Raw genomic sequence first — 23092 nt, 5'->3', positions numbered from 1 at the left:
GCCCTCTCCCGGAGGGAGAGGGAGCTGACCGTGTTGTTTTGGGGCCATACATCGACCTGAGATATCCAGCCGAACTCATGTTTGAAAAGCATGAAGATCTGCTCCCTTCCCCCTCTACCCCTTGGGGGAGAGGGCTGGGGTGAGGGGGTAGCGATCTAAAGCTCAAGCACCCGATCAACCAACCCCTCAATCTGCTCCTGCCGCTCAGCCTGATTCAACTTCGCCTGCGGATTCAGCGACGACCACTGCGGATGCGCCCGCGCCTTGTTCAGCGCTTCCGGCAACTTGCCCTCACGCCAGGTTTTATCCTGCGGGGTCGCCACCTGAACCGCATCCATCGCCGCGTGCCCACGCTGATCCAGCGCCAACACCAGTTGCCGCTGACGCAACGCCAACAACCGCAACACACCATCATCCACCGTCAGCTCACGCTGCCCTTTGATCTTGCCGAGCAAGCGACTGCCATAACTGCGCGCCGTCTGCAGCGCACCCCCGGCAATCGCCCCCGCCAACGCCGCCGCGCCGAGGGTGATCCCGCCAACCAGCAAGTCCACACCAGCCCCCGCCGCCGCACCGGCAGCAATACCGCTGCCCACGCGTACGCCGAGTTGCTTCAAGGTTTCCGGGTTGAACAAGTCATCACCCCAACGTCCATCCAGCAACGGCAAATCACTCGCCGCCGCATCCTGCGGGCGAAACGCATACAGCTTGAGCAGCGCCTCGACGCATTTCTGCTCGCGCTGGCGCACGGCTTTGCGCAGTTCACTGATGGCTTGTTGTTCCTGCTCGGCTTCGCTGACCACACTGCGCCGACAAGCCGCACAGTCGATCAACAATTCAGCAATCAATCGCGCCGCACTTTGCTGCCGCGCCAGGCGCTGAGCCTGTTGATCAGCAATCAACCGTTCCAATTGCGGACGGGCATTTTCCAGCAGCAGCGCCAGACTTTCATACAGCCGCCGCTCGCCATCCTCGGGCGGCGCCACACTGTCGAAACGCACCAGTGCATGCAGCCCAAGCCGTGCCAACGCTTCACGCCAATCCGGCTCGCGATGGTTGGCACTGCTGACGAAATTCAGCACCGGCAGCAGCGGCTTGCCGCAACTGGCGAGCACTTCCAGTTCGTCGCGGTACTTGGCCAACACCGGTTCGCGCGCATCGATCACATACAACCCGGCGTCGGAGGCGAGCAGTTGCCGCAGCACTTTGGCTTCCTGCTCAAAGCGCTGGCGCGCCTCGCTGCCGTCGAGAAATCGCGCCAGTCGCGCCGGGCCATCAAGGCGTTCGCCGGGACGTTCCAGGCGTTCGAGAAAATCCAGCAGGGCAATGGCGTCTTCCAGCCCCGGCGTGTCGTAGAGGTCGAGCAACGGCTCACCGTCCACTGACAACCGCGCGCCTTCGACATGCCGCGTAGTGCTCGGGCGATGCGAGACTTCGCCGAAACCTACATCGCGTGTCAGCGTGCGCAGCAGCGAGGTTTTGCCGACGTTGGTGTGGCCGACCACCGCGAGTTTCAGCGGCGTTTTGCAGGCATCAGTCATGACCCGTCTCCAGCCAGTTCAACGGCGCGCAATCGGCGAACTTCAAGTCAAGTTGTTGCAGGGCGACGTGCCAGTCGCCGAGACGCTCGGCATCCAGCGCTTCGCCGGGCGGCGCTTGCAGCAACCACACGCGGGTTTCGCCAGCGCTGCGCGCCAGTTCGGCGATCAAGGCGAGGCTGCCGCGATCCGGCGAGCGCCGTGGATCGCAGGCAATCGCCAGACGCGCCGGCGGGAAGCGACTGAGTTGTTCGAGGAGTTTGTGGCGTGATTCGCGACTGTCGAGGATGCCAGCATTGCTGACGTGTTTCGGCAGCGCGGGCGGCCACGGACGTTGTTCGTCGAGTTCGATGGCCACCAGCAACGCACCTTCGCTGGCGAGTTCGCCGACGCTGCTTTCGACGCGATGCAACTGCGCCGGCTCCGGGTCATTGACGCCGAGGCGTTCGCTGGTCGGCATCAGTTGTTCGCGCAATTGTGCGTAGCCGGGCAGGTTCAGCTCCAGACGCAAGCGATCCCGACCACGTTTCCAGCGCCAACGGCAGAACAGCATCAGCAGCAGGCGGGGGAGCACGCCATAGATCAGCACCGCGCCGACCAGCCATATCGCCCACATCTGGCGAACCAGGACGCGGTTGTAATCGGTGTCCAGCGTTACGCGAATCATGTCCACGCTCGGCGCACTCCAGCCCAGCGCATGGGGAATAACCGTCAACGCATCAGTCAGTGCCGCGAAGAAGTCAGCGCCCAGCAGCGTGCTTTCCCAGATGAAGTCATATTGCCGAGTGGCCATCATCAATATCAGCATGCTCAGCGCGCTGAACATGATCAGCAGCCACAGGCCATTGACCAGTGAGCCAATCGCCCAGCGATTGAGTTTGTGGCGTTGCAGCAGGACCAGTAATGCGGGGGGTAATTGCGCGGCTTTGGCGTCCCGGGCAAATTTCTCGCTAAGCCACAGCCACAACCTGCCAAGCGCTGCCGCGTGTTCGCCCGCGAATAGCAGGCCGAATGCCCAACTCAGCAGCAGGATCAGATTGACCCCGAGCAAGGTGCCCAGCGCCCAGAAAATGTTCACCGCTCGTGTACCGTCGCCGAGCGCAGAAAATGCCATGCCTGCGCCAGTGACGCAGGCCAGCAGCACCATCAATAGCAGTGCCAGACGCGCGCCTTGCAGCCAGTGTTTGAGGGCGGCCGTCAGCCCGTCACGTTCGGCCAGCCAGAGCGCCCGGCGCTGAATGCGGCTCGGCAGATCGCCGCCGGCGGTGCGGGCCAGACGATTGGCTTCCAGATCATCCAAGGGGCCTGCGTGTTCTTCGCGCAGGCGCACGGTCTCGGTGAGCCAGAGGTTTTGCAGTGGAGTCAGTTCAGTCACGCAGCGTCCCGTCGCTTAATTGAGCGCTGAGCATAACCGCTGTGGCGCTTATCGGGGTAAGCGTGGCTCTGGTATCCTCGCCGGCATGACTAAATCACTCCCCCTCAGCCTGATCGCAGCCCTCGGTGAAAACCGCGTGATCGGCGTCGACAACAGCATGCCCTGGCACCTGCCGGGGGACTTCAAATACTTCAAGGCCACCACCTTGGGCAAGCCGATCATCATGGGTCGCAAGACCTGGGATTCGCTCGGTCGGCCATTGCCGGGGCGCTTGAATATCGTGGTCAGCCGTCAGGCCGATCTGGTGCTCGAAGGTGCCGAGGTTTATCCATCGCTGGAAGCAGCCGTGGTTCGCGCCGAGGAATGGGCGAAGGAGCAGGGCGTCGATGAGCTGATGCTGATTGGCGGCGCGCAGTTGTACGCGCAAGGGCTGGCGCAGGCGGATCGTCTGTATCTGACTCGCGTGGCGCTGAGCCCGGAAGGGGATGCGTGGTTTCCGGAGTTTGATTTGCACCAGTGGAAGCTGGTGTCGAATGTGCCGAATCCGGCTGAGGGCGATAAACCCGCGTACAGCTTTGAGGTTTGGGAGAAAGCCTAAGAGCATCGCGAGCAGGCTCACTCCTACAGGGGGAACGCATTCCAATTGTAGGAGTGAGCCTGCTCGCGATAGCGGTCTGTCAGGCGCTAATCAAGCCTGAGCAAGCTCCGCATGCTCATCAGCATCCAGCAACTCTTGATCAGTCTGCTGCATCACCTGACTGGTAATCGCGCCAGCAGTGATCGAACCACTCACGTTCAACGCTGTACGCCCCATATCAATCAGCGGCTCAACCGAAATCAGCAACGCCACCAGCGAAACCGGCAAGCCCATCGCCGGCAGCACGATCAGCGCCGCGAAGGTCGCGCCGCCACCAACACCCGCCACGCCCGCCGAACTCAGCGTCACAATCGCCACCAGCGTCGCGATCCACAGCGGATCCAGCGGGTTGATGCCCACGGTCGGCGCAACCATCACCGCCAACATCGCCGGGTACAGACCGGCGCAACCGTTCTGGCCAATCGTCGCACCGAACGATGCAGCAAAGCTCGCCACCGACTGCGGAATCCCCAGACGACGGGTCTGCGCTTCAATGCTCAGCGGAATGCTGGCGGCGCTGGAACGGCTGGTGAACGCGAACGTCAGCACCGGCCAGATCTTGCGGAAGAAACGCAGCGGGTTGATCCCGGCCGCCGATACCAGCAAGCCGTGCACCACGAACATCAGGCCCAGACCGAGGTACGACACCACGACAAAACTGCCGAGTTTGATGATGTCTTGCAGATTGGAACCGGCGACCACTTTGGTCATCAGCGCCAGCACGCCGTACGGGGTCAGCTTCATCACCAGACGCACCAGACGCATCACCCAGGCTTGCAGGGTGTCGATGGCGTTGATCACTTTCTGACCTTTGTCGACGTCATCCTTGAGCAGTTGCAGCGCGGCAACCCCGAGGAATGCGGCGAAAATCACCACGCTGATGATCGAGGTCGGCTTGGCCCGCGCCAGATCGGCGAACGGGTTCTGCGGGATGAACGACAGCAGCAGTTGCGGCACATTCAGGTCGGCAACCTTCCCGGCATAGTCGGACTGAATGGTTTGCAGACGGGCCATTTCCTGGGTGCCGGCGACCAGACCTTCAGCGGTGAGGCCGAACAGGTTGGTCAGGCCGATGCCGATCAGCGCGGCAATCGCGGTGGTGAACAGCAGGGTGCCGATGGTCAGGAAACTGATCTTGCCCAGCGACGAAGCATTGTGCAGGCGCGCCACTGCGCTGAGGATCGAGGCGAACACCAGCGGGATAACGATCATTTGCAGCAACTGCACGTAACCGTTACCGACCAGATCGAACCAGCCGATCGACGCTTTCAGCACCGGGTTGCCGGCACCGTAAACGGTGTGCAGGGCCACGCCGAACGCGACGCCCAATACCAGCGCGAGCAGGACTTTTTTCGCCAGGCTCCACGTGGTGTGGCGGGTTTGTGCCAGACCGAAGAGCAGGGCGAGGAACACCAGCAGATTGAGTATCAGCGGCAGATTCATGAAAACTCCGATAAGACTTGTGCCAGTCGCCTTCTGGGGCAACTGCGAACCGGCAAGCCTAACAGCTTGATTTGCAATGAATTAATACCAAAATCGCAGGTCGTCCGTCGTTTTTGGAATAAGCGTGTGTCGCTCTCGGCAATGCATCTGGCGCAAACAGCGGCGCGGACGGTCGCTGACAGACGAGGACTGTCACACTTATTTGTTAGCGTCGATCTCTTTGAATCAGGGAGAAGAGGCTTATGAAGTTCGCACCGAAATTTCTGGCTGTCGCACTGACAGTGGGCATGGGCCTGGCCACTCAGGCGTTCGCTACTGACCTGAAACACTGGCCGGCCGATCAGGCCAAGGCGCTGGACGCGATGATCGCGGCCAACGCCAACAAGGGTAACTACGCGGTGTTCGACATGGACAACACCAGTTACCGCTACGACCTCGAAGAATCCTTGTTGCCGTTCATGGAAAACAAGGGCCTGATCACCCGCGACAAACTCGACCCCTCCCTGAAACTGATGCCGTTCAAGGACACCGCCGACCACAAGGAAAGCCTGTTCAGTTACTACTATCGCCTCTGCGAAGTCGATGACATGGTCTGCTACCCATGGGTGGCGCAGGTGTTCTCCGGTTTCACCCTCAAGGAACTCAAAGGCTACGTCGATGAGCTGATGGCCTCGGGCAAACCGGTGCCGGCGACTTATTACGAAGGCGATGTGGTGAAGAAGCTCGACGTCAATCCGCCGAAGATCTTCACTGGCCAGCAGGAGCTGTACAACAAGCTGATGGAGAACGGCATCGAGGTCTACGTGATGACCGCCGCCTCGGAAGAGTTGGTGCGCATGGTCGCGGCGGATCCGAAGTACGGCTACAACGTCAAACCGCAGAACGTCATCGGCGTGACCACCCTGCTGAAGAACCGCGAGACCAACGAACTGACCACCGCGCGCAAGCAGATCACTGCCGGCAAATATGACGAGAAGGCCAATTTGGGTCTGGAGTTGACGCCGTATCTGTGGACCCCGGCAACGTGGATGGCCGGCAAGCACGCGGCGATTCTCACCTACATCGATGAATGGAAAAAACCGGTGTTGGTCGGTGGCGATACCCCGACCAGCGACGGCTACATGCTGTTCCACGATGTCGACGTGGCCAAGGGCGGGATTCACTTGTGGATCAACCGCAAGGACAAGTACATGACCCAGCTCAACGGCATGATGGCCAAGCATGCAGCGGCGCAGGCCAAGGAAGGGTTGCCGGTGACGGCGGACAAGAACTGGGTGATCGTCAAGCCTGAGGAAATTCAGTAATCACCGCAGATTTAATGTGGGAGCGAGCTTGCTCGCGAATGCGTCGTGTCAGTCACCATTTGTATTTCTGACATGCCGCTTTCGCGAGCAAGCTCGCTCCCACAGTTTGATTTTTAGTGTTTCGGGAATCTGCTCAGGCAAAAAAAATGCCCCGCACTCAGGCGGGGCATTTTTGTATTCGACGGTTAAGCCTTACAGCCCGTCGAGCATCGCTTTGTTACGCACAGCACCCTTGTCGGCACTGGTCGCCAGCAGGGCGTAGGCCTTCAGTGCGGTGGTCACTTTACGTGGACGCACTTCAACCGGTTTCCAGCCCTTCTTGTCCTGTTCGGCACGGCGTGCGGCCAGTTCTTCGTCGCTGACCAACAGGTTGATCAAGCGGTTCGGAATGTCGATCAGCACTTTGTCGCCGTCCTGCACCAGACCGATCGCGCCACCGGCGGCGGCTTCTGGCGAAGCGTGGCCGATGGACAGACCGGAAGTACCGCCGGAGAAACGACCGTCGGTGAGCAGGGCGCAGGCTTTGCCCAGGCCTTTGGATTTCAGGTACGAGGTCGGGTAGAGCATTTCCTGCATGCCCGGGCCGCCTTTCGGGCCTTCGTAGCGAATGATGACGATGTCGCCTGCCTTCACTTCGTCGGCGAGGATGCCGCGTACGGCGCTGTCCTGGCTTTCGAAGATCTTCGCGTTGCCTTCGAAGACGTGGATCGATTCGTCGACACCGGCGGTTTTCACCACGCAGCCGTCGAGAGCGATGTTGCCGTACAGCACGGCCAGACCACCTTCCTGCGAATAGGCATGTTCGAAGCTGCGGATGCAGCCGTTTTCACGGTCATCATCCAGAGTTTCCCAACGAGTCGACTGGCTGAACGCCGTTTGGGTCGGGATCCCGGCCGGGCCAGCCTTGAAGAAGTGATGCACGGCTTCATCGTTGGTCTGGGTGATGTCCCACTTGGCGATGGCTTCTTCCATGCTGCGGCTGTGCACGGTCGGCAGGTCGGTGTGCAGCAGACCGCCACGGGCCAGCGAGCCGAGGATGCTGAAGATGCCGCCGGCGCGGTGCACGTCTTCCATGTGGTACTTCTGGATGTTCGGCGCAACCTTGCACAGCTGTGGAACGGTGCGCGAAAGACGGTCGATGTCGCGCAGGTCGAAGTCGATTTCGGCCTCCTGGGCAGCAGCGAGCAAGTGCAGGATGGTGTTGGTCGAACCGCCCATGGCGATGTCGAGCATCATCGCGTTCTCGAACGCCTTGAAGTTGGCGATGTTGCGCGGCAGTACCGATTCGTCGTTCTCGCCGTAGTAACGCTTGCACAGCTCGACGATGGTACGGCCGGCCTGCAGGAACAGCTGTTCGCGGTCGCTGTGGGTGGCGAGGGTCGAACCGTTGCCCGGCAAGGCCAGACCCAGGGCTTCGGTCAGGCAGTTCATCGAGTTGGCGGTGAACATGCCGGAGCACGAACCGCAGGTCGGGCAGGCGCTGCGCTCGTACTCGGCGACTTTCTCGTCAGAAGCGCTTTCGTCGGCGGCGATCACCATGGCGTCGACGAGGTCGAGGCCGTGGGAGGCGAGTTTGGTCTTGCCGGCTTCCATCGGGCCGCCGGAAACGAAGATCACCGGAATGTTCAGGCGCAGAGCAGCCATCAGCATGCCCGGGGTGATCTTGTCGCAGTTGGAAATGCAGACGATGGCGTCGGCGCAGTGGGCGTTGACCATGTACTCGACGGAGTCGGCGATGATCTCGCGGCTCGGCAGCGAATACAGCATGCCGTCGTGGCCCATGGCGATGCCGTCATCCACGGCAATGGTGTTGAATTCTTTCGCTACACCGCCAGCGCGTTCGATTTCGCGGGCGACCAGTTGACCCAGGTCTTTCAGGTGCACGTGGCCCGGTACGAATTGGGTGAACGAGTTGGCAATGGCGATGATCGGCTTTTTGAAGTCGTCATCTTTCATCCCCGTGGCGCGCCACAGTGCGCGGGCACCGGCCATGTTGCGGCCGTGGGTGGATGTTTTCGAACGGTAATCTGGCATGGAGCACTCCGGGCGGCTAATCGCTTACTAATCAGGTGCAAAAGGGGAGTGAGCTTCTATTGACGTCTGGAACACTCAGAAATGGCCGTGTGTCCGTGATGTTGCCGATGACGTTGCGGGATCGCCGCTGGTCTCAGCCTGAGCTCATAAACCCGCCGGGGGATGAATGGCGATGAATCAGCCGATTCTACACCGCTGGCGTCTGGAGGGAATGGCGCAAAGTGTTGTTCCAGTGCCGACGGTGCGTGTGGGATGACGATCGGCAGGTTTAATCCCCACCCGGTTGCGCAAGCGCATTGTCTGCAAGGTTCCTGGCGCGTTGGCTTATCCGGCTGTTGAGTATCAGCGCGATGCCGCTGAGCAGCACAAAGCTGTATCCCAGCGTCGATTGCATATTGGTCGGACTCAGGCTGATCAATGCACTGATCAACCCGCCGCAGATGAAGATGATTGTGCTGCCGGCCGAGGCTGATGTGCCGGCATTTTCGGGAAACAGCCCCATGGCCCGGGAGGTGGCGGCTGGACGCGTGATGGTGGTGCCGGCGGTGCAGATCAGCATCGGGATCAGCACCGTGGCGGGGGCCAAAGCATGGTGGGCGGCGAGATACAGCATGACCAGTCCCGACAGCAGGATCAGGCTAAGCCCGGTGATGATTTGCCGGCCCGGCGTGATACGTCGGTTCAATACGGTGGCAATGATGCCGCCCACGACATACGCGGCGCCGTACACCAGCAGGATCAGCGAAAACTCATAGGCCGACATTTGCAGTTGGTCCATGAAAATCAGCGGTGAAATCACGATAAAGGAAAAATGGCAGGCAAATGCGAAGGCTGAAATCAGCCAGTAGCCGACGAAGTCGAAATCTCCCAACACCCGTCGATAGGCCTTGAGAAAACTCATGGGAGGGCCGCTGACAACGGGGCGGGTGTTCTCCAGGAAAATCCAGGCCTTGAGCAACACTGCGCCAGCCAGCGCAGTGAACACCCAGAAGCTGCCGCGCCAGCCAAGGGTTGCTTGCAGAAAGGTGCCGGCCAGCGGCGATACGGAGATGAAAATCCCGGTGGCCGTAACCATCAGGATACGCAGACGATCACGCTCTTCACCTTCGAACAGATCCTGCACCAGTGCCTGGGACAGTACGAAGCAGCCGCACCCCAAGGCCTGTACTACCCGGAACACCAGGAACAGTGCGTAATCGCTGGTCATCACGCAACCGACGGCACCGAGCATCGATACGCTCATGCCGGCGAGCAACAAACCCTTGCGGCCAATCACGTCGGACAGTGGGCCGATCAACACCTGGGCAAACGCGATACCTACGGCGAACAGACTGATCGACAGTGCGATGTCCGCCGGTGTACTGCGAAAATGCGCCGCCAGTGCCGGAAACGAAGGCAGCAGGACATCCAGTGGAAACACGCCAAGCAGCACCATTGCGAGCAACAGGCTGACAGCCCCACGACGTTGACGGGGAGTTACCACGGATTTTCCTTTATCCATCGATCAGTCCTGCCTTGGCAAAAAGTGTCTGGTTATGGGGTGTGGCGAAAAATCCGGCCTTGCGCAATGCATCCACCGTAGCGATGCAACCTGATCGTGCACGCGCGCGGTTGGCCTGCACCGTTGCCATGCCGCCGACTATTTCCATCACGTCACTGTCGGCGATGCCCGCGCCACGCAGGCTCTGTTGCAGCCAGCGTTCGTCGACCTCGAAGAAAATCCCGATGATCTCCAGCAGCGTTCTACTCACAAACGTACGCTGGCGGCTGTTCATGGACAGCCAGCAGTAGTGGAACACTTCGGCAAAGTAGCGACTGTGGCGGGCTTCGTCGGCCAGATGGTCGCGCAGCATGTCGTTCACGCTGGACACCAGAGTGTCGCGGCAGATGTCCAGCAGCTCGCGGGCAATGATGGTCTCCGAGACGAAGCCGAGCAGAAACCATGCCAGTGCGCGGTTCTTCTCCGGGGTGCGGGCGATCATTGCGTTCATGCGGGTGATCCGCCTGGGGATCGTCGGCCGTCCGGTGATTCCGTAAAGCCCGGCGATCTGCTCCGCGAGACGATTGGAGAACAGCGCGTGGTAACCCTCATCGGTGTAGAGTTGCAGCGCCGCGTGCTTCATCGGCAGAGGCACGTAAATGGGCAGTTCCCGATGCGCAATGACTTCAACCGCGCGGTTGACGATGCGGTGTTCGAGCAGCGTGGTGTAGTCGAGGAAGTGCACCAAGTGATTGGCGGTCAGCCGATGCAACACCTCGCGCCCCGCAGCCTGGATTGCTGGATGGGCCAGGTAGGGCAGGAATGCGGGCGGGAACCAGTAGCGGCTTTGCAGTTGCTGCTGCACGTCGTCCGGCAATTGATAGTCGTGGGTGCTGCTGCGTACCGAGGCTCGGCTGTCCCAGTCCCTGAGGGTGAACTTGAGCGCCCATGACACCGGTACTTCATTCGGATCGGGGATCAGCAGGGTCATGCCTGGACCTCGCGCAGCAGATCGCGCATTTCCGCGCACATCACGTGCCCGTCGCTCGCACCGCAGCCGACAAAGAACAGCGGTTGTTCAGCGCTTCCCTCAAGTTTGAGCAGTGTTTCGACTTGCTTGTCGGCAAACGCACCGGTCAGCCAGGTGTTAAGGCCAAGCGCTGTGGCAACCAGTTGAAAGCTCTGCGATAGATGACCGGCTTCGACGAACGCCATTCGATAGGCCCGTGAGTGCTCGTACTTCCACCAGAGCCGATCAAATCGGGCCGTGATGAACAACCCAAGCGGCAGGTTGTTGATGAAATGCTGGCCGCCGAGCAAATCGCCCAGCGCCGGTTGTGGTAATGGATTGACCCGGCTCAGGGTGTGTTGCGCCGGGTGGTAGGCGTAGATGCCGGGTTCCAGATTCTCGACATTTTGTACCAGCAGAAAGCCTTCACAGGCGTTCAGGCCGCCACCGGAGGGGCTGCTGCGACGTGCGCCGAGGCCTTGGGCGATGCTGTCGTCGCGATCAATGTCGCGCTCGTGGAGATAACCGAGTGAAAGATAAAGCAGGGTGCCGACGTCGCTGAGCGTCATCGCTGCATCGGTAAAGGAGCGGCAGGTCTTTCGCTGAAGTAACGCGTTATTCAGGCTGTCGTTGCTCAATGCGTACGGGACGGGCAGCGCAATGCGCTGATCAGTCTCATGCTGTGGGCGCTCAGTCGCGGGGGGCGGGCAAGCCAATACTTCGTTGCAGTGCGCCAGATATTGTCTGGACCACTCATGAATGTTCTGTGGTGAGTGTTCGCAGGGAATGTTTTGAGTACCGATGTGATAGATCTTTGATAATTCATCCCAGCCCCATTGCGGGGTGTCGATTTTTGCAATGGTTAGAATGCCCGCGCTTAATAGTTGTGTATCTATGATGTTGTGGGTGTCGAACAGGTCTGGGTTGTTTATTAGTTGGGCAAGGCGCGATGAATAGTAGATGTCGAGTTCATGTTGAGTATGGTCTTTGTAATTCCATACTATTTGTCCTGGTGAGCGCGGCAATATAAAAAGATAAGGGTTGATGTACATGGGGCTGTTCACTCTGGCTGAAATCGAAAGGACGCTGAGTTGCCGGCACTCCCCAGCGTCCTGACTTACTTAACGGGCTTTAGGAGCAACCAGAAAAGCCAGGTTTGCGATTTTGTTGGTTTCCAGAGAAATCTTTTTCATGATGTGAACTCCTTGTTCGTTGAAATTTTAAGTCACCTCGTGGTGACGACTTCATAATAGTTTGTAATGGATTATTGGCAAGTGGATATTAAGTAGGAATGCTCCAGTAATTTTGTCGGAATAATCTTTAGCTGGAGATCGATTTTGTAGGGTAAGTTTCAATAATTAAAAGACGTAAGGAAATATCCTGCACGTTCATAGGAAGGCAAGTGTAGGAAGTCGTAAACGTCGGAAGAATTTACAGGCGCGGAATGACTGCCAGGGCCAGGCGTACAGCAAACGGGGAGCCTGCTGGCTCCCCGTCTCCGCATTGATCAGCTGTTAGGCAGCAGGCGGCAGGTGATGCTCTTGATGTAGCGCGTTTCGGCAATGGCCGGATGCACCGGGTGGTCCGGACCCTGACCGCCACGTTCCAGCAGCTGGATATTGCGATCCAGGTGGCGGGCGCTGGTCAGCAGGATGTTCTGCAGATCGTCTTCCGGCAGGTGCATCGAGCACGACGCGCTGACCAGGATGCCGTCCTTGTTGAGCAGGCGCATGGCTTGTTCGTTCAGGCGACGGTAGGCGCCTTCGCCGTTTTTCATGTCTTTCTTGCGCTTGATGAACGCTGGCGGGTCGGCAACGATCACGTCGAAGCGCTCTTCGCTGGCTTTGAGTTCTTTCAGGGCTTCGAAAACGTCGCCTTCGATGCAGGTCATCTTGTCGGCGAAACCGTTCAGCGCAGCGTTGCGCTCAACACCGTCGAGGGCGAACGCCGAGGCATCGACGCAGAACACTTCGCTGGCGCCGAAAGCGGCAGCCTGCACGCCCCAGCCACCGATGTAGCTATAGAGGTCGAGGACGCGTTTGCCTTTGGCATAAGGGGCCAGGCGAGCACGGTTCATGCGGTGATCGTAGAACCAGCCGGTTTTCTGGCCCTGAATGACTGGCGCTTCGAACTTCACGCCGTTCTCTTCCAGCGCCACCCACTCCGGCACCAGGCCGAACACGGTTTCGACGTAGCGGTTGAGGCCTTCGGCATCACGTGCGGCGGAGTCGTTCTTGAACAGAATGCCGCTTGGCTTGAGCACTTGGGTCAGTGCCGCGATCACGTCATCTTTATGCGCTTCCATGGTCGCCGAGGCGATCTGGACCACAAGGATGTCGCCGAAACGGTCGACCACCAGACCTGGCAGCAAGTCGGAGTCACCGTAGACCAGACGATAGAACGGCTTGTCGAACAGGCGCTCGCGCAGCGACAGGGCCACGTTCAGGCGGTGCACCAGCAGCGATTTGTCCAGCGCAACTTTAATGTCGCGCGACAGCAGGCGGGCGCAGATCAGGTTGTTCGGGCTCATCGCCACGATGCCCAACGGCTTGCCGCCGGCGGCTTCGAGGATGGCTTGATCGCCGGCCTGGAAGCCGTGCAAAGGGGTGGCGGCTACATCGATTTCGTTGCTGTAGACCCACAGGTGACCGGCGCGCAGGCGACGGTCGGCGTTGGCTTTGAGGCGCAAGCTAGGCAGGGACATGACGTCGCTCCGGAAAAAAGAGCGGGAGTATAGCGTGTTGGGGCTGGTGCCGGGATTGGAGAGCGATGAAACGCTGACGACGCCTTCGCGAGCAAGCTCGCTCCCACAGGGGATTTGTGGCGGACACAAGACCAATGTGGGAGCGAGCCTGCTCGCGAAGCGGTTTTGACTTCTACGCCGACAGTGCGTCGATCAGCTCTTTGTTGAACGCCGGAATATCATCCGGCTGACGGCTACTGATCAGGTGACCATCCTTGACCACTTCTTTATCGACCCAATTGGCCCCGGCATTGACCAGGTCGTCCTTGAGCGTCTTGTAACTGGTCATGGTTTTGCCGTTGACCAGCCCCGCCGAGATCAGCAACCAGCCGCCATGGCAGATCACCGCAATCGGTTTGCCGGCAGACGCGCCGGTCTTGACCAGATGTTGGGCATCCTGATCAATGCGGATGGTGTCGGAGTTCTGCACGCCGCCCGGCAGGACGATCGCGTCGTACTGCTCGCTGCTGGCTCCTTGAAAGGTCTGGTCGACCTTGAAGTCATCCGCCGGTTTGTCGTGATTCCAGCCTTTGACCTTGCCAGCCTCGGCCGAAAGGATGTCGACTTGCGCGCCGGCTTGCTCCAGTGCCTGCTTGGGACCGGTCAGTTCGACCTGTTCGAAACCGTCTGTTACCAAAATGGCGACGCGTTTGCCGGTGAGGGAAGTGGCCATCATAAGCTCCTGAGTCTGTGGGAGATTGCCGCCGTAAAGGACCGGAGTGATCCGTCGGGCATTACAGATTCCGAAGCCTGCGCGTGAATGAAAGTTCCTGACAATTGCCCACTGGTGTGTCGTCTCGCGGTTTTTAGAGGTTAGAATCGCCGCCTGTCCCAGAGTGTGTACTTATGTCCCAAGAGCTGACCACCGAACAGATTCAACAATCGCTGCAAGGCATCAGTGTGCCGGCGCAACCGCAGATCATGGTGGATCTGCAAATGGAGCAGTACATGCCCGACCCGGACCTGGAGGTGATCGCCAAGCTGATCGCTCAGGATCCTGGCCTGTCCGGCTCGTTGCTGAAAATCGTCAACTCGCCGTATTACGGTCTGAGCAACAAGATCACCTCGATTCAACGCGCGGTGAATCTGTTGGGCAGCCGCTCGATCATCAACCTGATCAACGCTCAGTCGATCAAAGGCGAGATGAACGACGACACCATCGTCACGCTCAACCGTTTCTGGGACACCGCCCAGGACGTGGCGATGACGTGCCTGACGCTGGCCAAACGCGTCGGCACTCAGGCGGGCGATGAGGCTTACGCCTTGGGCCTGTTCCACGATTGCGGCGTGCCGTTGATGCTGCAACGGTTCCCCAATTACATGACGGTTCTGGAAAAGGCTTACGCCAACGCTAGCGCCGAATGTCGCGTAGTGGACACCGAGAACAGCGAGTTCAACACCAACCATGCGGTGGTCGGCTACTACACCGCCAAATCCTGGCGCCTGCCGGAACACGTCAGTGCGGCGATTGCCAATCACCACAACGCCTTGGCAATTTTCAGCGATGAGTCTTCGCGCAACAGCCAGATGAAAAACCTGCTGGCGATCCTGAAAATGGCCGAACACATTTGCGCTTCGTATCGCGTGCTGGGCAACCAGACCGAAGATTTCGAATGGAACGCCGTCGGGCCGTTGGTACTCGACTATGTAGGGCTGTCGGATTACGACTTCGAAACCCTCAAACAAACGATCCGCGACCTCGGCGCGCATTGATTCGAGGACGCTATGCCTGAACTGCCGGAAGTCGAAACCACTCGTCGCGGGATTGCTCCGCATCTGGAAGGCCAACGTGTCAGTCGGGTGATTGTTCGCGACCGGAGGTTGCGCTGGCCGATCCCGGAAGACCTCGATGTGCGCCTGTCGGGGCAGCGCATCGTGCTGGTCGAGCGCCGCGCCAAGTACCTGCTGATCAACGCCGAGGTCGGTACGTTGATCAGCCATTTGGGCATGTCGGGCAATTTGCGTCTGGTCGAAGCCGGTTTGCCGGCGCTCAAACACGAACACGTCGATATCGAGTTGGAGTCAGGGCTGGCGCTGCGTTACACCGACCCGCGACGGTTCGGCGCGATGTTGTGGAGCAATGATCCACTCAATCACGAACTGCTGATTCGCCTCGGCCCGGAGCCGCTGACTGATCTGTTCGATGGCGAGCGTTTGTTTCAGCTGTCACGTGGGCGGTCGATGGCGGTCAAACCGTTCATCATGGACAACGCGGTGGTTGTGGGCGTCGGCAATATCTATGCGACCGAAGCGCTGTTTGCTGCCGGAATTGACCCGCGCCGCGAGGCCGGAGGCATTTCCCGAGGGCGATACCTGAAGCTGGCGATCGAGATCAAACGCATTCTGGCCGCTGCCATTGAGCGTGGCGGGACGACGTTGCGTGATTTCATTGGCGGTGACGGTCAGCCGGGCTATTTCCAGCAGGAGCTGTTTGTCTATGGCCGTGGCGGTGAACACTGCAAGGTTTGTGGCACCGGGCTGCGTGAAGTGAAGCTGGGCCAGCGTGCCAGTGTGTTCTGCCCGCGCTGTCAGAGCTGAGGAAAAAAGCTGAAAAAGTCCTACGGTCTATAGTGAGTTGTCTCACTGTTCAGCCCGAAGGATCGTGCCATGAAATCCTTGCAAGTCCTCTTTGTTGCGCTGCTGCTGTGTTCCAGTCTGGCTGTTCAAGCCGCGGAAAATGGCAGCGGTGACCCGCGCTACACCATCCAGAATCCACCGGCCTACGCCATGCTTGGCGATCTGCTGATTGCCCGCCCTTTATTGGTAGTGGCGACGGTGATCGGTGCGGGGGCGTTTGTCGTGTCGCTGCCGTTTACCGCGCTGGGCGGCGGGATTGGCGATGCCGGGCAGGCGCTAGTGGTGGATCCGGCGAAGGCGGCGTTTGTGCGCTGTCTGGGGTGTACGGGGGAGGGGTTTGAGCAGCGTGAGTAAGCTGATCAGGGTTTAACTGTGAGGCTGGCGGCTTCATCGCGAGCAGGCTCACTCCTACAATTGAAATGCGTTCCAATGTAGGAGTGAGCCTGCTCGCGATGGCGTCGGTACAGGCGCTGAAAAATCAGGCCTTGCCAGTGATCAGGCGGTACTTGTCCATCAACTGTTCTTCAGTCTCCGGATGCGCCTCGTCCAGCGGAATGCAATCCACCGGGCAAACCTGCTGGCATTGCGGTTCGTCGTAGTGGCCGACGCACTGGGTGCACAGGTTCGGGTCGATCACGTAGATCTCTTCGCCCTGGGAAATGGCGGCGTTCGGGCACTCGGGTTCGCAGACGTCGCAGTTGATGCAATCGTCGGTGATGATCAGGGACATGCTAACTCCAGCCGGGGCGGCGGGCCCGGGCGCAATAAATCAATGCGCGCAATTGTGCCGCATTGGCGCGCGCAGTGCACGCTGCTGCGATCAAGGGCTGTAATCAACAGCCAGGATCGCAGCCCGAGCCTTCGGCAACGTCTACTTTTTGAAGCGCAGGGTCAGCGCATCAGCCACGGCCGGGTGGACGAACTTGCTAATATCGCCGCCCAGCGCGGCAATTTCCCGCACCAGCGTCGACGAAATGAACGAATAACGCTCGGACGGCGTGAGAAACAGGCTCTCCACATCCGGGGCCAACTGGCGGTTCATGTTGGCCAGCTGAAATTCGTATTCGAAGTCCGACACCGCACGCAAACCACGCAGGAACACGTTGGCGTTCTGCTCTTTGGCGAAATGCGCGAGCAGCGTCGAGAAGCCGACCACTTCCACGTTCGGCAGGTGTTTGGTGACTTCGCGAGCCAGTTCGACCCGTTGTTCCAGCGGGAACAGCGGGTTTTTCTTCGGGCTGGCAGCGACCGCAATAATCACGTGGTCGAACAGGCGCGAGGCGCGTTCGACCAGATCGCCATGGCCCTTGGTAATAGGGTCGAAGGTACCTGGGTACAACACTCGGTTCATCGCGTCGTCCTGGCGGGAGTCCGTTGGGGAGTCGGATGGTATCGCAGCCGTCCCGGTCGGCCAAGTCGCCTGTTGGGTAAGAAAGCACTATAGACGATGGCAATAATCGGTTTTTTCACGGGTTTCTCAGCCGATCGGCGAGGGATGTTGCCAGTTGCGCGGTCAGGCCATACACCGACAGCTGCGGGTTGGCGCCGATGCTGGTGGGGAACAGTGAGCCGTCATGGATCGACAGATTAGCCAGTTGATGATGCCGGCCGAGACTGTCGGTGACCGCACTTTTCGGGTCTTCGCCCATCGCGCAGCCGCCCATGACGTGAGCGCTGCCCAACCGAGTGCGGTACAGCTCAAGGCTCAAACCATCGATCAGCGTGCGCGCTTCGGCCAAGGTTTTCACGTAACGGGCGTCGGCGTGCATCGGCATCACCGATTTTGCGCCGCCGGCGAACTGAATCTCGGCCATGACCTGAAAGGCCCGGCGCAGGCCTTCCCAGGCGTAGGGTGAAACCTGATAGTCGAGCACCGGTGAACCATCGCCACGCAACTCGACTGCACCGCCCGTGCTGTCCGGGTGAAAACCGTCACGCAGCAAGGCCAGCATGGCATGGGTGTGCGGCAGGTCAGCCATGTGTTGCGCACTTTCTTCCCCAAATCCGCCGAGCAGGGTGGCCGCCAGTGCCGGGTGCAGCGGCGGCACTTCAAGTTTGAAAGCCATCGGCCCGGTGGTGCCGTCCTTCCACTGGAAATGATCGGAATAGATTGACTGCGGCGCCCCGTAAAACGGGTTGATGACTTCATCGAAGCGCGCGGCGGACATGTTCACCGGGTGCAGGAAGGTGCGTTTCCCGAGGTTTTTATGCGGATCCGGGGCGTCCGAGCGCAGCAATAACGCCGGGCTGTTGATGCCTCCGCCAGCCAATACGTAATGCCGCGCTTTGACGGTGATTGTGCGCCCGGTCGGTTCGACGCAGCGCTCATCCATCGCCACGCATTGCAGGCCGGTGACCTTGTCGCCGCTGATCAGCAGTTTCTCCGCGCGGGCCAGATAGAGCAGCTCGCCGCCCTTTTCCAGCGTCGCCGGAATGGTCGTGACCATCATCGATTGCTTGGCGTTGGTCGGGCAGCCCATGCCGCAGTAGCCGAGGTTCCAGCAGCCGCGCACGTTGCGCGGGATCACGTGCCAGCTATAGCCAAGTTGCTCGCAGCCTTTGCGGATCACATCGTTGTTGGCGTTGGGCGGGACCATCCACGGCGCGACGCCGAGACGTTGTTCCATTTTCTCGAACCACGGCGCCATCTCGGCGGGGCTGTGACCTTTGACGTTGTGTTCCTTGGCCCAGTGTTCGAGTGTCGGCTCCGGGGTGCGAAAGCTCGAGGTCCAGTTGATCAGCGTCGTACCGCCAACCGCGCGCCCCTGGAGGATGGTGATCGCGCCGTCCTTGCTCATGCGGCCGATGCCTTCCTGATAGAGGCTGCTGTAGGCCTGGTCTTCAAGCATTTTGAAATCGGAGCTGGTTTTCAGCGGGCCTTCTTCGATCAGCAGCACTTTGAAACCGGCGGCGCTGAGGATTTCGGCGGTGGTGCCGCCACCGGCGCCGCTGCCGATGATTGCCACGTCGGCCTCAAGGGTGAGGTCGTCGCTCAGCTGTGCGCCGTTGTAGGTTTTCCAGCCTCGGGAGAGGCCTTCGCGGAACGGGTCGGGTACGGGCATCGATCAGGTTCTCTTGTTTTTGTTGTTCTGGCGGGCCTCATCGCGAGCAGGCTCACTCCTACATTTGGAATGCGAACCCCTGTAGGAGTGAGCCTGCTCGCGATAGGTGCGACTCGGTCTCAGACCGAAGGCGGGCCGGGATAGCCGCAATGCGCCCACGATTCAGCGCGGGTGTACCAGGCCATCATCACCATCTGCTGCAACGAGCTATGCCCCATACGCAATAAACTCAATGAGCTGTTTTCCCAGCGATCAAGGAAATGCCGCATGGCCTCGGCACTGGCGTTTTCCCAACTGCCCCAGATCCCGGTGAGCGGCCCGCGCGTCACCGCCATGCCGAGGACATCGAACAGTTGCCGGGTGAGTTTGAGCATTTCCGGCGACAGGTGATCGAGGCTGTAGTCCAGCGATTTGAGCGTGCCATCAACAGCGCCCGGCATTTTTTCAGCCGCCACAGCGCCATCGAGCATCACCGGAATCAGTGCGCGCAGAAACAGCAGATCGCCTTCTCGCAACGACACGAAACCGTTGGCCGCGACGCTCGATGAGCAGCCACTGAGACTGGCACCGAGCCCGGCAGTGGCGAGGAACGCCGTGGCGCCGAGGCTGAATTTCAGCAGGCCACGGCGGGACAGTGCAGGTGTTTCGGTCAGGCTTGGGTGCATTGTTTTTATTACCCGGCGGTGACGAATGTTTAGCGAATGAACAGCTTCTGGATCAGTTTCTGAATCGATTTGCCGTAGGGCGGATAAATAAGCCTGGCCGCGTTGAAGCGCTGTTTAATCAACACGCCTTTGGCTTTGCTGAAGGTCAGGAAGCCTTCGTGGCCATGGTAGTGGCCCATGCCGGAAGCGCCGATGCCGCCGAACGGCATGTCGTCCTGAGCCACATGCAGCAAGGTGTCGTTCAGGCACACGCCGCCGGAATGGGTTTCGTGCAGCACACGGTTCTGTTCGCGTTTGTCGTAGCCAAAGTAGTAAAGAGCCAGAGGACGTGGCCGCTGATTGATGTAAGCAAATGCCTGCTCGAGATCCTGATACGGCACGATCGGCAGCAGCGGGCCGAAGATTTCGTCCTGCATCACCGTCATCTCGTCGCTGACATTCAGCAGCACACTGTGCGGCATGCGTCGGCCCTGGCCCTGCTCGAACAGCGGAATCAACAGCGCACCCTTGCTGGTGGCATCGCTGACGTAGCCGTTGAGCCGTGCCAATTGGCGTTCGTTGATGATCGCCGTGTAGTCCGGATTGTCGGTGAGTGTCGGATAAAAACCCTGCACGGCCTGGCGATAGGCTTCGACAAAGCCGCCGACCCGATCTTCCGGCACCAGCACGTAATCCGGGGCAACGCAGGTCTGCCCGGCGTTGAGAGTTTTACCGAAGGCGATGCGCTCGGCAGCATCCTTGAGCGGTACATCGCGGGAGACGATGGCCGGCGACTTGCCGCCCAGTTCCAGTGTCACCGGGGTGAGGTTTTCGGCGGCGGCGCGCATCACGTGTTTGCCGATGCTGGTGGCGCCGGTGAACAGCAAATGATCGAAGCGCAACCGCGAGAATGCCACGCCAATGTCGGCTTCACCGAGCACCACGCAAACCAGGTCTTCGGGGAAGATTCGCGCCAGCAATTCTTTGAGCAACAAGCCGGTGGCCGGGGTCGATTCGCTGAGTTTGAGCATGACCCGGTTGCCCGCCGCCAAGGCGCCGACCAGCGGGCCGACGGCCAGATACAACGGGTAATTCCACGGCACGATAACGCCGACTACGCCCAGAGGCTGGTACACCACTTTCGCCGAAGCGGGCTGGAACGCCATGCCGACCTTGCGTCGCGAAGCTTTCATCCAGCCTTTGAGATGACGGCTGGCGTAATGAATGCCGTGCAGGCTTGGCATCAACTCTGCGAGCAGGGTTTCATCGGCGCTGCGATGGCTGAAATCGGAGCTGATCGCCTCGATCAACGCCTGACGCTCGTTGCTGAGCAAATCACTCAGCGCCTTGAGCCATTGCTGGCGCTGAGCGGCGGGCGGCATCGGATTGGCGGCATACGCGGCCCGCTGCGCCTTGAACAACCGATCCAGCTCTGCCAGTGGTTGTTGCAGCGTTTGCAGGTAAGCAATGTCGGCAGTCATGGTCTGCTCCGGATTTATTGTAGTGATGAACTTTTTAGAGTCTATGCTCTAGAAAGTCAAATGACTTCCTTGCACAGCAGTGTTTTATCCATTTCCGGTTAGGTCGTAAGATGCCCCCCAACGCACTCTGAATTAAAGCTCAAGCCATGGCCCCACGAATAAAAACCAGCGAGCGTATCGTGCTGAACAGCCTTGAGCTGTTCAATCAGCAGGGCGAGCGCAGCATCAGCACCAATCACATCGCTGCCCACATGGAGATTTCTCCCGGCAACCTGTACTACCACTTCCCCAACAAGCAGGCGATCATCGCCGTGTTGTTCAGTGAGTACGAAAGCCTCGTCGACAGTTTTCTGCGCCCGCCGCAGGGGCGTGCGGCGACGGTCGAGGACAAGCGTTTCTATCTCAAGGAATTGCTCTCGGCGATGTGGCGCTACCGCTTTCTGCACCGCGATCTGGAGCATCTGCTCGACAGCGATCCGGAGTTGGCCGCCCGCTATCGGCGCTTCTCGCAACGCTGCGTGATTCAGGGCGCGGCGATCTACGAAGGTTTTGTCGCTGCCGGGATTCTCGATATGGATCGCGTACAGATCGAATCGCTGACCCTCAATGCCTGGATCATTCTGACGTCGTGGGTGCGTTTCTTGTGCACCACCCGCGAAAACTCCAACCACCTCAGCGAGCAAGCCATTAAACGTGGCGTGTACCAGGTGCTGGTGCTGGAAGCCGGGTTTGTCACCGAGCAGGCGCGTGACGAGGTCAATGCGTTGTTCGAGGAGTTCTACGTGCCGCTGGCCCAGGCCCTTGAAGACGTGAAATAAACCGTTCTGTTGAAATCCCTCAGGAGCCCGTTATGCCGATTGCGCAACTGATCAGCCCCGAAGCACTGGATGCCCGCAAGGCGCAGCCGGGGCTGGTGATTCTCGATTGTCGTTTTGCCCTCGAAGACCCGGATTACGGTCAGCGCAGCTATGCCGAAGGGCACATTGCCGGGGCGAGCTTCGCCGATCTTGAACGAGACCTCAGCGGCACCGTGGTCAAAGGCGTGACTGGTCGTCATCCGCTGCCCGAGCCGGCGGCGTTGATCGAGCGGCTGCAAGCGTGGGGCATCAACGCTGACAGCGACGTGGTTTTGTACGACGACGGTCCGGGTGCCTACGCGGCGCGGGCGTGGTGGTTGCTGGCGTGGCTGGGCAAGCGCGATGGCGTGTTCATTCTCGATGGCGGGCTCAAGGCGTGGCATGCGGCGGGGCTGCCGCTGAGCCTGGATGCGCCGACGGTCAGTCGCGGTAGTTTCAGTGGTCAGGCGGATCTGAGCCTGCTGATCAGCGCCGAAAAATTGCAAAAGCGTCTTGGCCAACCTGCGTTGACCTTGATTGATGCTCGGGCTTTGCCGCGATTCAAGGGTGAAGTTGAGCCGATTGATCCGATTGCCGGGCACATTCCCGGCGCGCAATGCGCGGCGTTCACCGACAACCTCGGCAGCGATGGGCGATTCCTGCCGGCGGATCAGCTCAAGCAGCGTTTTGCCGCGAAGCTCGGTGAACGTTCGCCAGCGGATCTGGTTGCCTATTGCGGGTCTGGCGTGACGGCGTGTCACAACCTGTTTGCGTTGTGCCTGGCGGGTTATCCGTTGGCGTCGTTGTATGCCGGATCGTGGAGCGAGTGGATCAACGAGCCTTCGCGCGGTATCGCCACTGGCGAATAGTCACCACACATCCCTGTAGGAGTAAGCCTACTCGCGATAGCGGTGTGTCAGTCACCTTTA

The 23092-nt window shown here is 59.8% G+C and carries 21 protein-coding genes; 7 read left to right on the top strand and 14 right to left on the bottom strand.

Annotated features, from left to right (window positions below; all coding sequences use genetic code 11):
- Positions 1-155: 155 nt before the first annotated feature.
- Together ACW9IR_RS10700 and ACW9IR_RS10695 are read right to left on the bottom strand one after the other, a co-directional pair.
- On the bottom strand, positions 156-1541 hold the full coding sequence (locus tag ACW9IR_RS10700) for a GTPase/DUF3482 domain-containing protein (RefSeq protein WP_457463111.1): 1386 nt from the start codon (positions 1539-1541) through the stop codon (positions 156-158).
- The gene (locus ACW9IR_RS10695; protein WP_457463109.1) at positions 1534-2913 is read right to left on the bottom strand and encodes a DUF2868 domain-containing protein; all 1380 of its coding nucleotides are present in this window, start codon (positions 2911-2913) and stop codon (positions 1534-1536) included. Before ACW9IR_RS10695 ends, ACW9IR_RS10700 begins: the two co-directional genes overlap by 8 nt.
- Positions 2914-2998: 85 nt before the next feature.
- Here ACW9IR_RS10695 and ACW9IR_RS10690 point away from each other — a divergent pair, with 85 nt between their 5' ends.
- Positions 2999-3511: a dihydrofolate reductase gene (locus ACW9IR_RS10690; RefSeq protein WP_457463107.1), complete on the top strand. Its 513-nt coding sequence runs from the start codon at positions 2999-3001 to the stop codon at positions 3509-3511.
- A gap of 90 nt (positions 3512-3601) precedes the next feature.
- On the opposite strand, the gene ACW9IR_RS10685 is transcribed toward ACW9IR_RS10690, so the two are convergent.
- Entirely contained in the window at positions 3602-4993 is a 1392-nt protein-coding gene (locus ACW9IR_RS10685) for an L-cystine transporter (RefSeq protein ID WP_457463105.1), read from the bottom strand.
- A gap of 242 nt (positions 4994-5235) precedes the next feature.
- Between ACW9IR_RS10685 and ACW9IR_RS10680 the strand changes: the two genes are divergently transcribed.
- Positions 5236-6297, top strand: a complete 1062-nt coding sequence (locus ACW9IR_RS10680) for an HAD family hydrolase (protein ID WP_064116295.1) — start codon at positions 5236-5238, stop codon at positions 6295-6297.
- 192 nt (positions 6298-6489) lie between these two features.
- Here ACW9IR_RS10680 and ilvD read toward each other — a convergent pair whose 3' ends face one another.
- The 6 genes from ilvD to ACW9IR_RS10650 all read right to left on the bottom strand — a co-directional run bounded on the left by ilvD (position 6490) and on the right by ACW9IR_RS10650 (position 14236).
- A complete protein-coding gene (gene ilvD, locus ACW9IR_RS10675; protein WP_110718048.1) occupies positions 6490-8331 on the bottom strand; it encodes a dihydroxy-acid dehydratase in 1842 nt (613 codons plus the stop codon).
- A 268-nt stretch (positions 8332-8599) separates the two neighbouring features.
- On the bottom strand, positions 8600-9832 hold the full coding sequence (locus tag ACW9IR_RS10670; RefSeq protein ID WP_150706357.1) for a multidrug effflux MFS transporter: 1233 nt from the start codon (positions 9830-9832) through the stop codon (positions 8600-8602).
- A complete protein-coding gene (locus ACW9IR_RS10665; RefSeq protein ID WP_095121549.1) occupies positions 9825-10802 on the bottom strand; it encodes a diiron oxygenase in 978 nt (325 codons plus the stop codon). Before ACW9IR_RS10665 ends, ACW9IR_RS10670 begins: the two co-directional genes overlap by 8 nt.
- On the bottom strand, positions 10799-11872 hold the full coding sequence (locus ACW9IR_RS10660) for a SagB family peptide dehydrogenase (RefSeq protein ID WP_457463102.1): 1074 nt from the start codon (positions 11870-11872) through the stop codon (positions 10799-10801). The genes ACW9IR_RS10665 and ACW9IR_RS10660 overlap by 4 nt, the downstream gene beginning before the upstream one ends.
- A 455-nt stretch (positions 11873-12327) precedes the next feature.
- The gene (locus ACW9IR_RS10655; protein WP_095121546.1) at positions 12328-13524 is read right to left on the bottom strand and encodes a class I SAM-dependent rRNA methyltransferase; all 1197 of its coding nucleotides are present in this window, start codon (positions 13522-13524) and stop codon (positions 12328-12330) included.
- A gap of 172 nt (positions 13525-13696) precedes the next feature.
- Positions 13697-14236, bottom strand: coding sequence for a type 1 glutamine amidotransferase domain-containing protein (locus tag ACW9IR_RS10650; RefSeq protein ID WP_457463099.1), 540 nt, complete (start codon positions 14234-14236; stop codon positions 13697-13699).
- A 227-nt stretch (positions 14237-14463) separates the two neighbouring features.
- On the opposite strand from ACW9IR_RS10650, the gene ACW9IR_RS10645 reads away from it, so the two are divergent.
- The 3 genes from ACW9IR_RS10645 to ACW9IR_RS10635 all read left to right on the top strand — a co-directional run bounded on the left by ACW9IR_RS10645 (position 14464) and on the right by ACW9IR_RS10635 (position 16494).
- Positions 14464-15276, top strand: coding sequence for an HDOD domain-containing protein (locus tag ACW9IR_RS10645; protein ID WP_457463150.1), 813 nt, complete (start codon positions 14464-14466; stop codon positions 15274-15276).
- A 12-nt stretch (positions 15277-15288) separates the two neighbouring features.
- Positions 15289-16101 carry a bifunctional DNA-formamidopyrimidine glycosylase/DNA-(apurinic or apyrimidinic site) lyase gene (gene mutM, locus ACW9IR_RS10640; protein WP_102901348.1) on the top strand — a complete coding sequence of 271 codons (813 nt, stop codon included), beginning with the start codon at positions 15289-15291 and terminating at the stop codon, positions 16099-16101.
- 69 nt (positions 16102-16170) lie between these two features.
- The gene (locus tag ACW9IR_RS10635; RefSeq protein WP_102901347.1) at positions 16171-16494 is read left to right on the top strand and encodes a multidrug transporter; all 324 of its coding nucleotides are present in this window, start codon (positions 16171-16173) and stop codon (positions 16492-16494) included.
- Between the two features lie 124 nt (positions 16495-16618).
- Here ACW9IR_RS10635 and ACW9IR_RS10630 read toward each other — a convergent pair whose 3' ends face one another.
- The 5 genes from ACW9IR_RS10630 to ACW9IR_RS10610 form a co-directional block, all read right to left on the bottom strand.
- Positions 16619-16870, bottom strand: coding sequence for a YfhL family 4Fe-4S dicluster ferredoxin (locus ACW9IR_RS10630; RefSeq protein ID WP_003234652.1), 252 nt, complete (start codon positions 16868-16870; stop codon positions 16619-16621).
- A 141-nt stretch (positions 16871-17011) separates the two neighbouring features.
- Entirely contained in the window at positions 17012-17491 is a 480-nt protein-coding gene (coaD, locus tag ACW9IR_RS10625; RefSeq protein ID WP_003229157.1) for a pantetheine-phosphate adenylyltransferase, read from the bottom strand.
- Positions 17492-17606: 115 nt separating this feature from the next.
- Positions 17607-19202, bottom strand: a complete 1596-nt coding sequence (locus tag ACW9IR_RS10620) for a GMC family oxidoreductase N-terminal domain-containing protein (RefSeq protein ID WP_457463096.1) — start codon at positions 19200-19202, stop codon at positions 17607-17609.
- Positions 19203-19321: 119 nt separating this feature from the next.
- Positions 19322-19867 (bottom strand): twin-arginine translocation pathway signal protein, encoded by a 546-nt coding sequence (locus ACW9IR_RS10615; RefSeq protein WP_102901345.1) that lies wholly within the window; start codon positions 19865-19867, stop codon positions 19322-19324.
- A gap of 29 nt (positions 19868-19896) precedes the next feature.
- Positions 19897-21345: a coniferyl aldehyde dehydrogenase gene (locus tag ACW9IR_RS10610; protein ID WP_457463148.1), complete on the bottom strand. Its 1449-nt coding sequence runs from the start codon at positions 21343-21345 to the stop codon at positions 19897-19899.
- 128 nt (positions 21346-21473) lie between these two features.
- Between ACW9IR_RS10610 and ACW9IR_RS10605 the strand changes: the two genes are divergently transcribed.
- Both ACW9IR_RS10605 and ACW9IR_RS10600 read left to right on the top strand, forming a co-directional pair.
- Positions 21474-22145 carry a TetR/AcrR family transcriptional regulator gene (locus tag ACW9IR_RS10605; RefSeq protein WP_007913599.1) on the top strand — a complete coding sequence of 224 codons (672 nt, stop codon included), beginning with the start codon at positions 21474-21476 and terminating at the stop codon, positions 22143-22145.
- Positions 22146-22177: 32 nt separating this feature from the next.
- Complete coding sequence (locus ACW9IR_RS10600) at positions 22178-23032, top strand: sulfurtransferase (protein ID WP_457463093.1); 855 nt, start codon at positions 22178-22180, stop codon at positions 23030-23032.
- Positions 23033-23092 lie beyond the last annotated feature (60 nt).

The sequence above is a fragment of the Pseudomonas sp. SDT291_1_S447 genome, from assembly GCF_054070155.1.
This window is presented reverse-complemented; position numbering and strand designations above follow the sequence as displayed.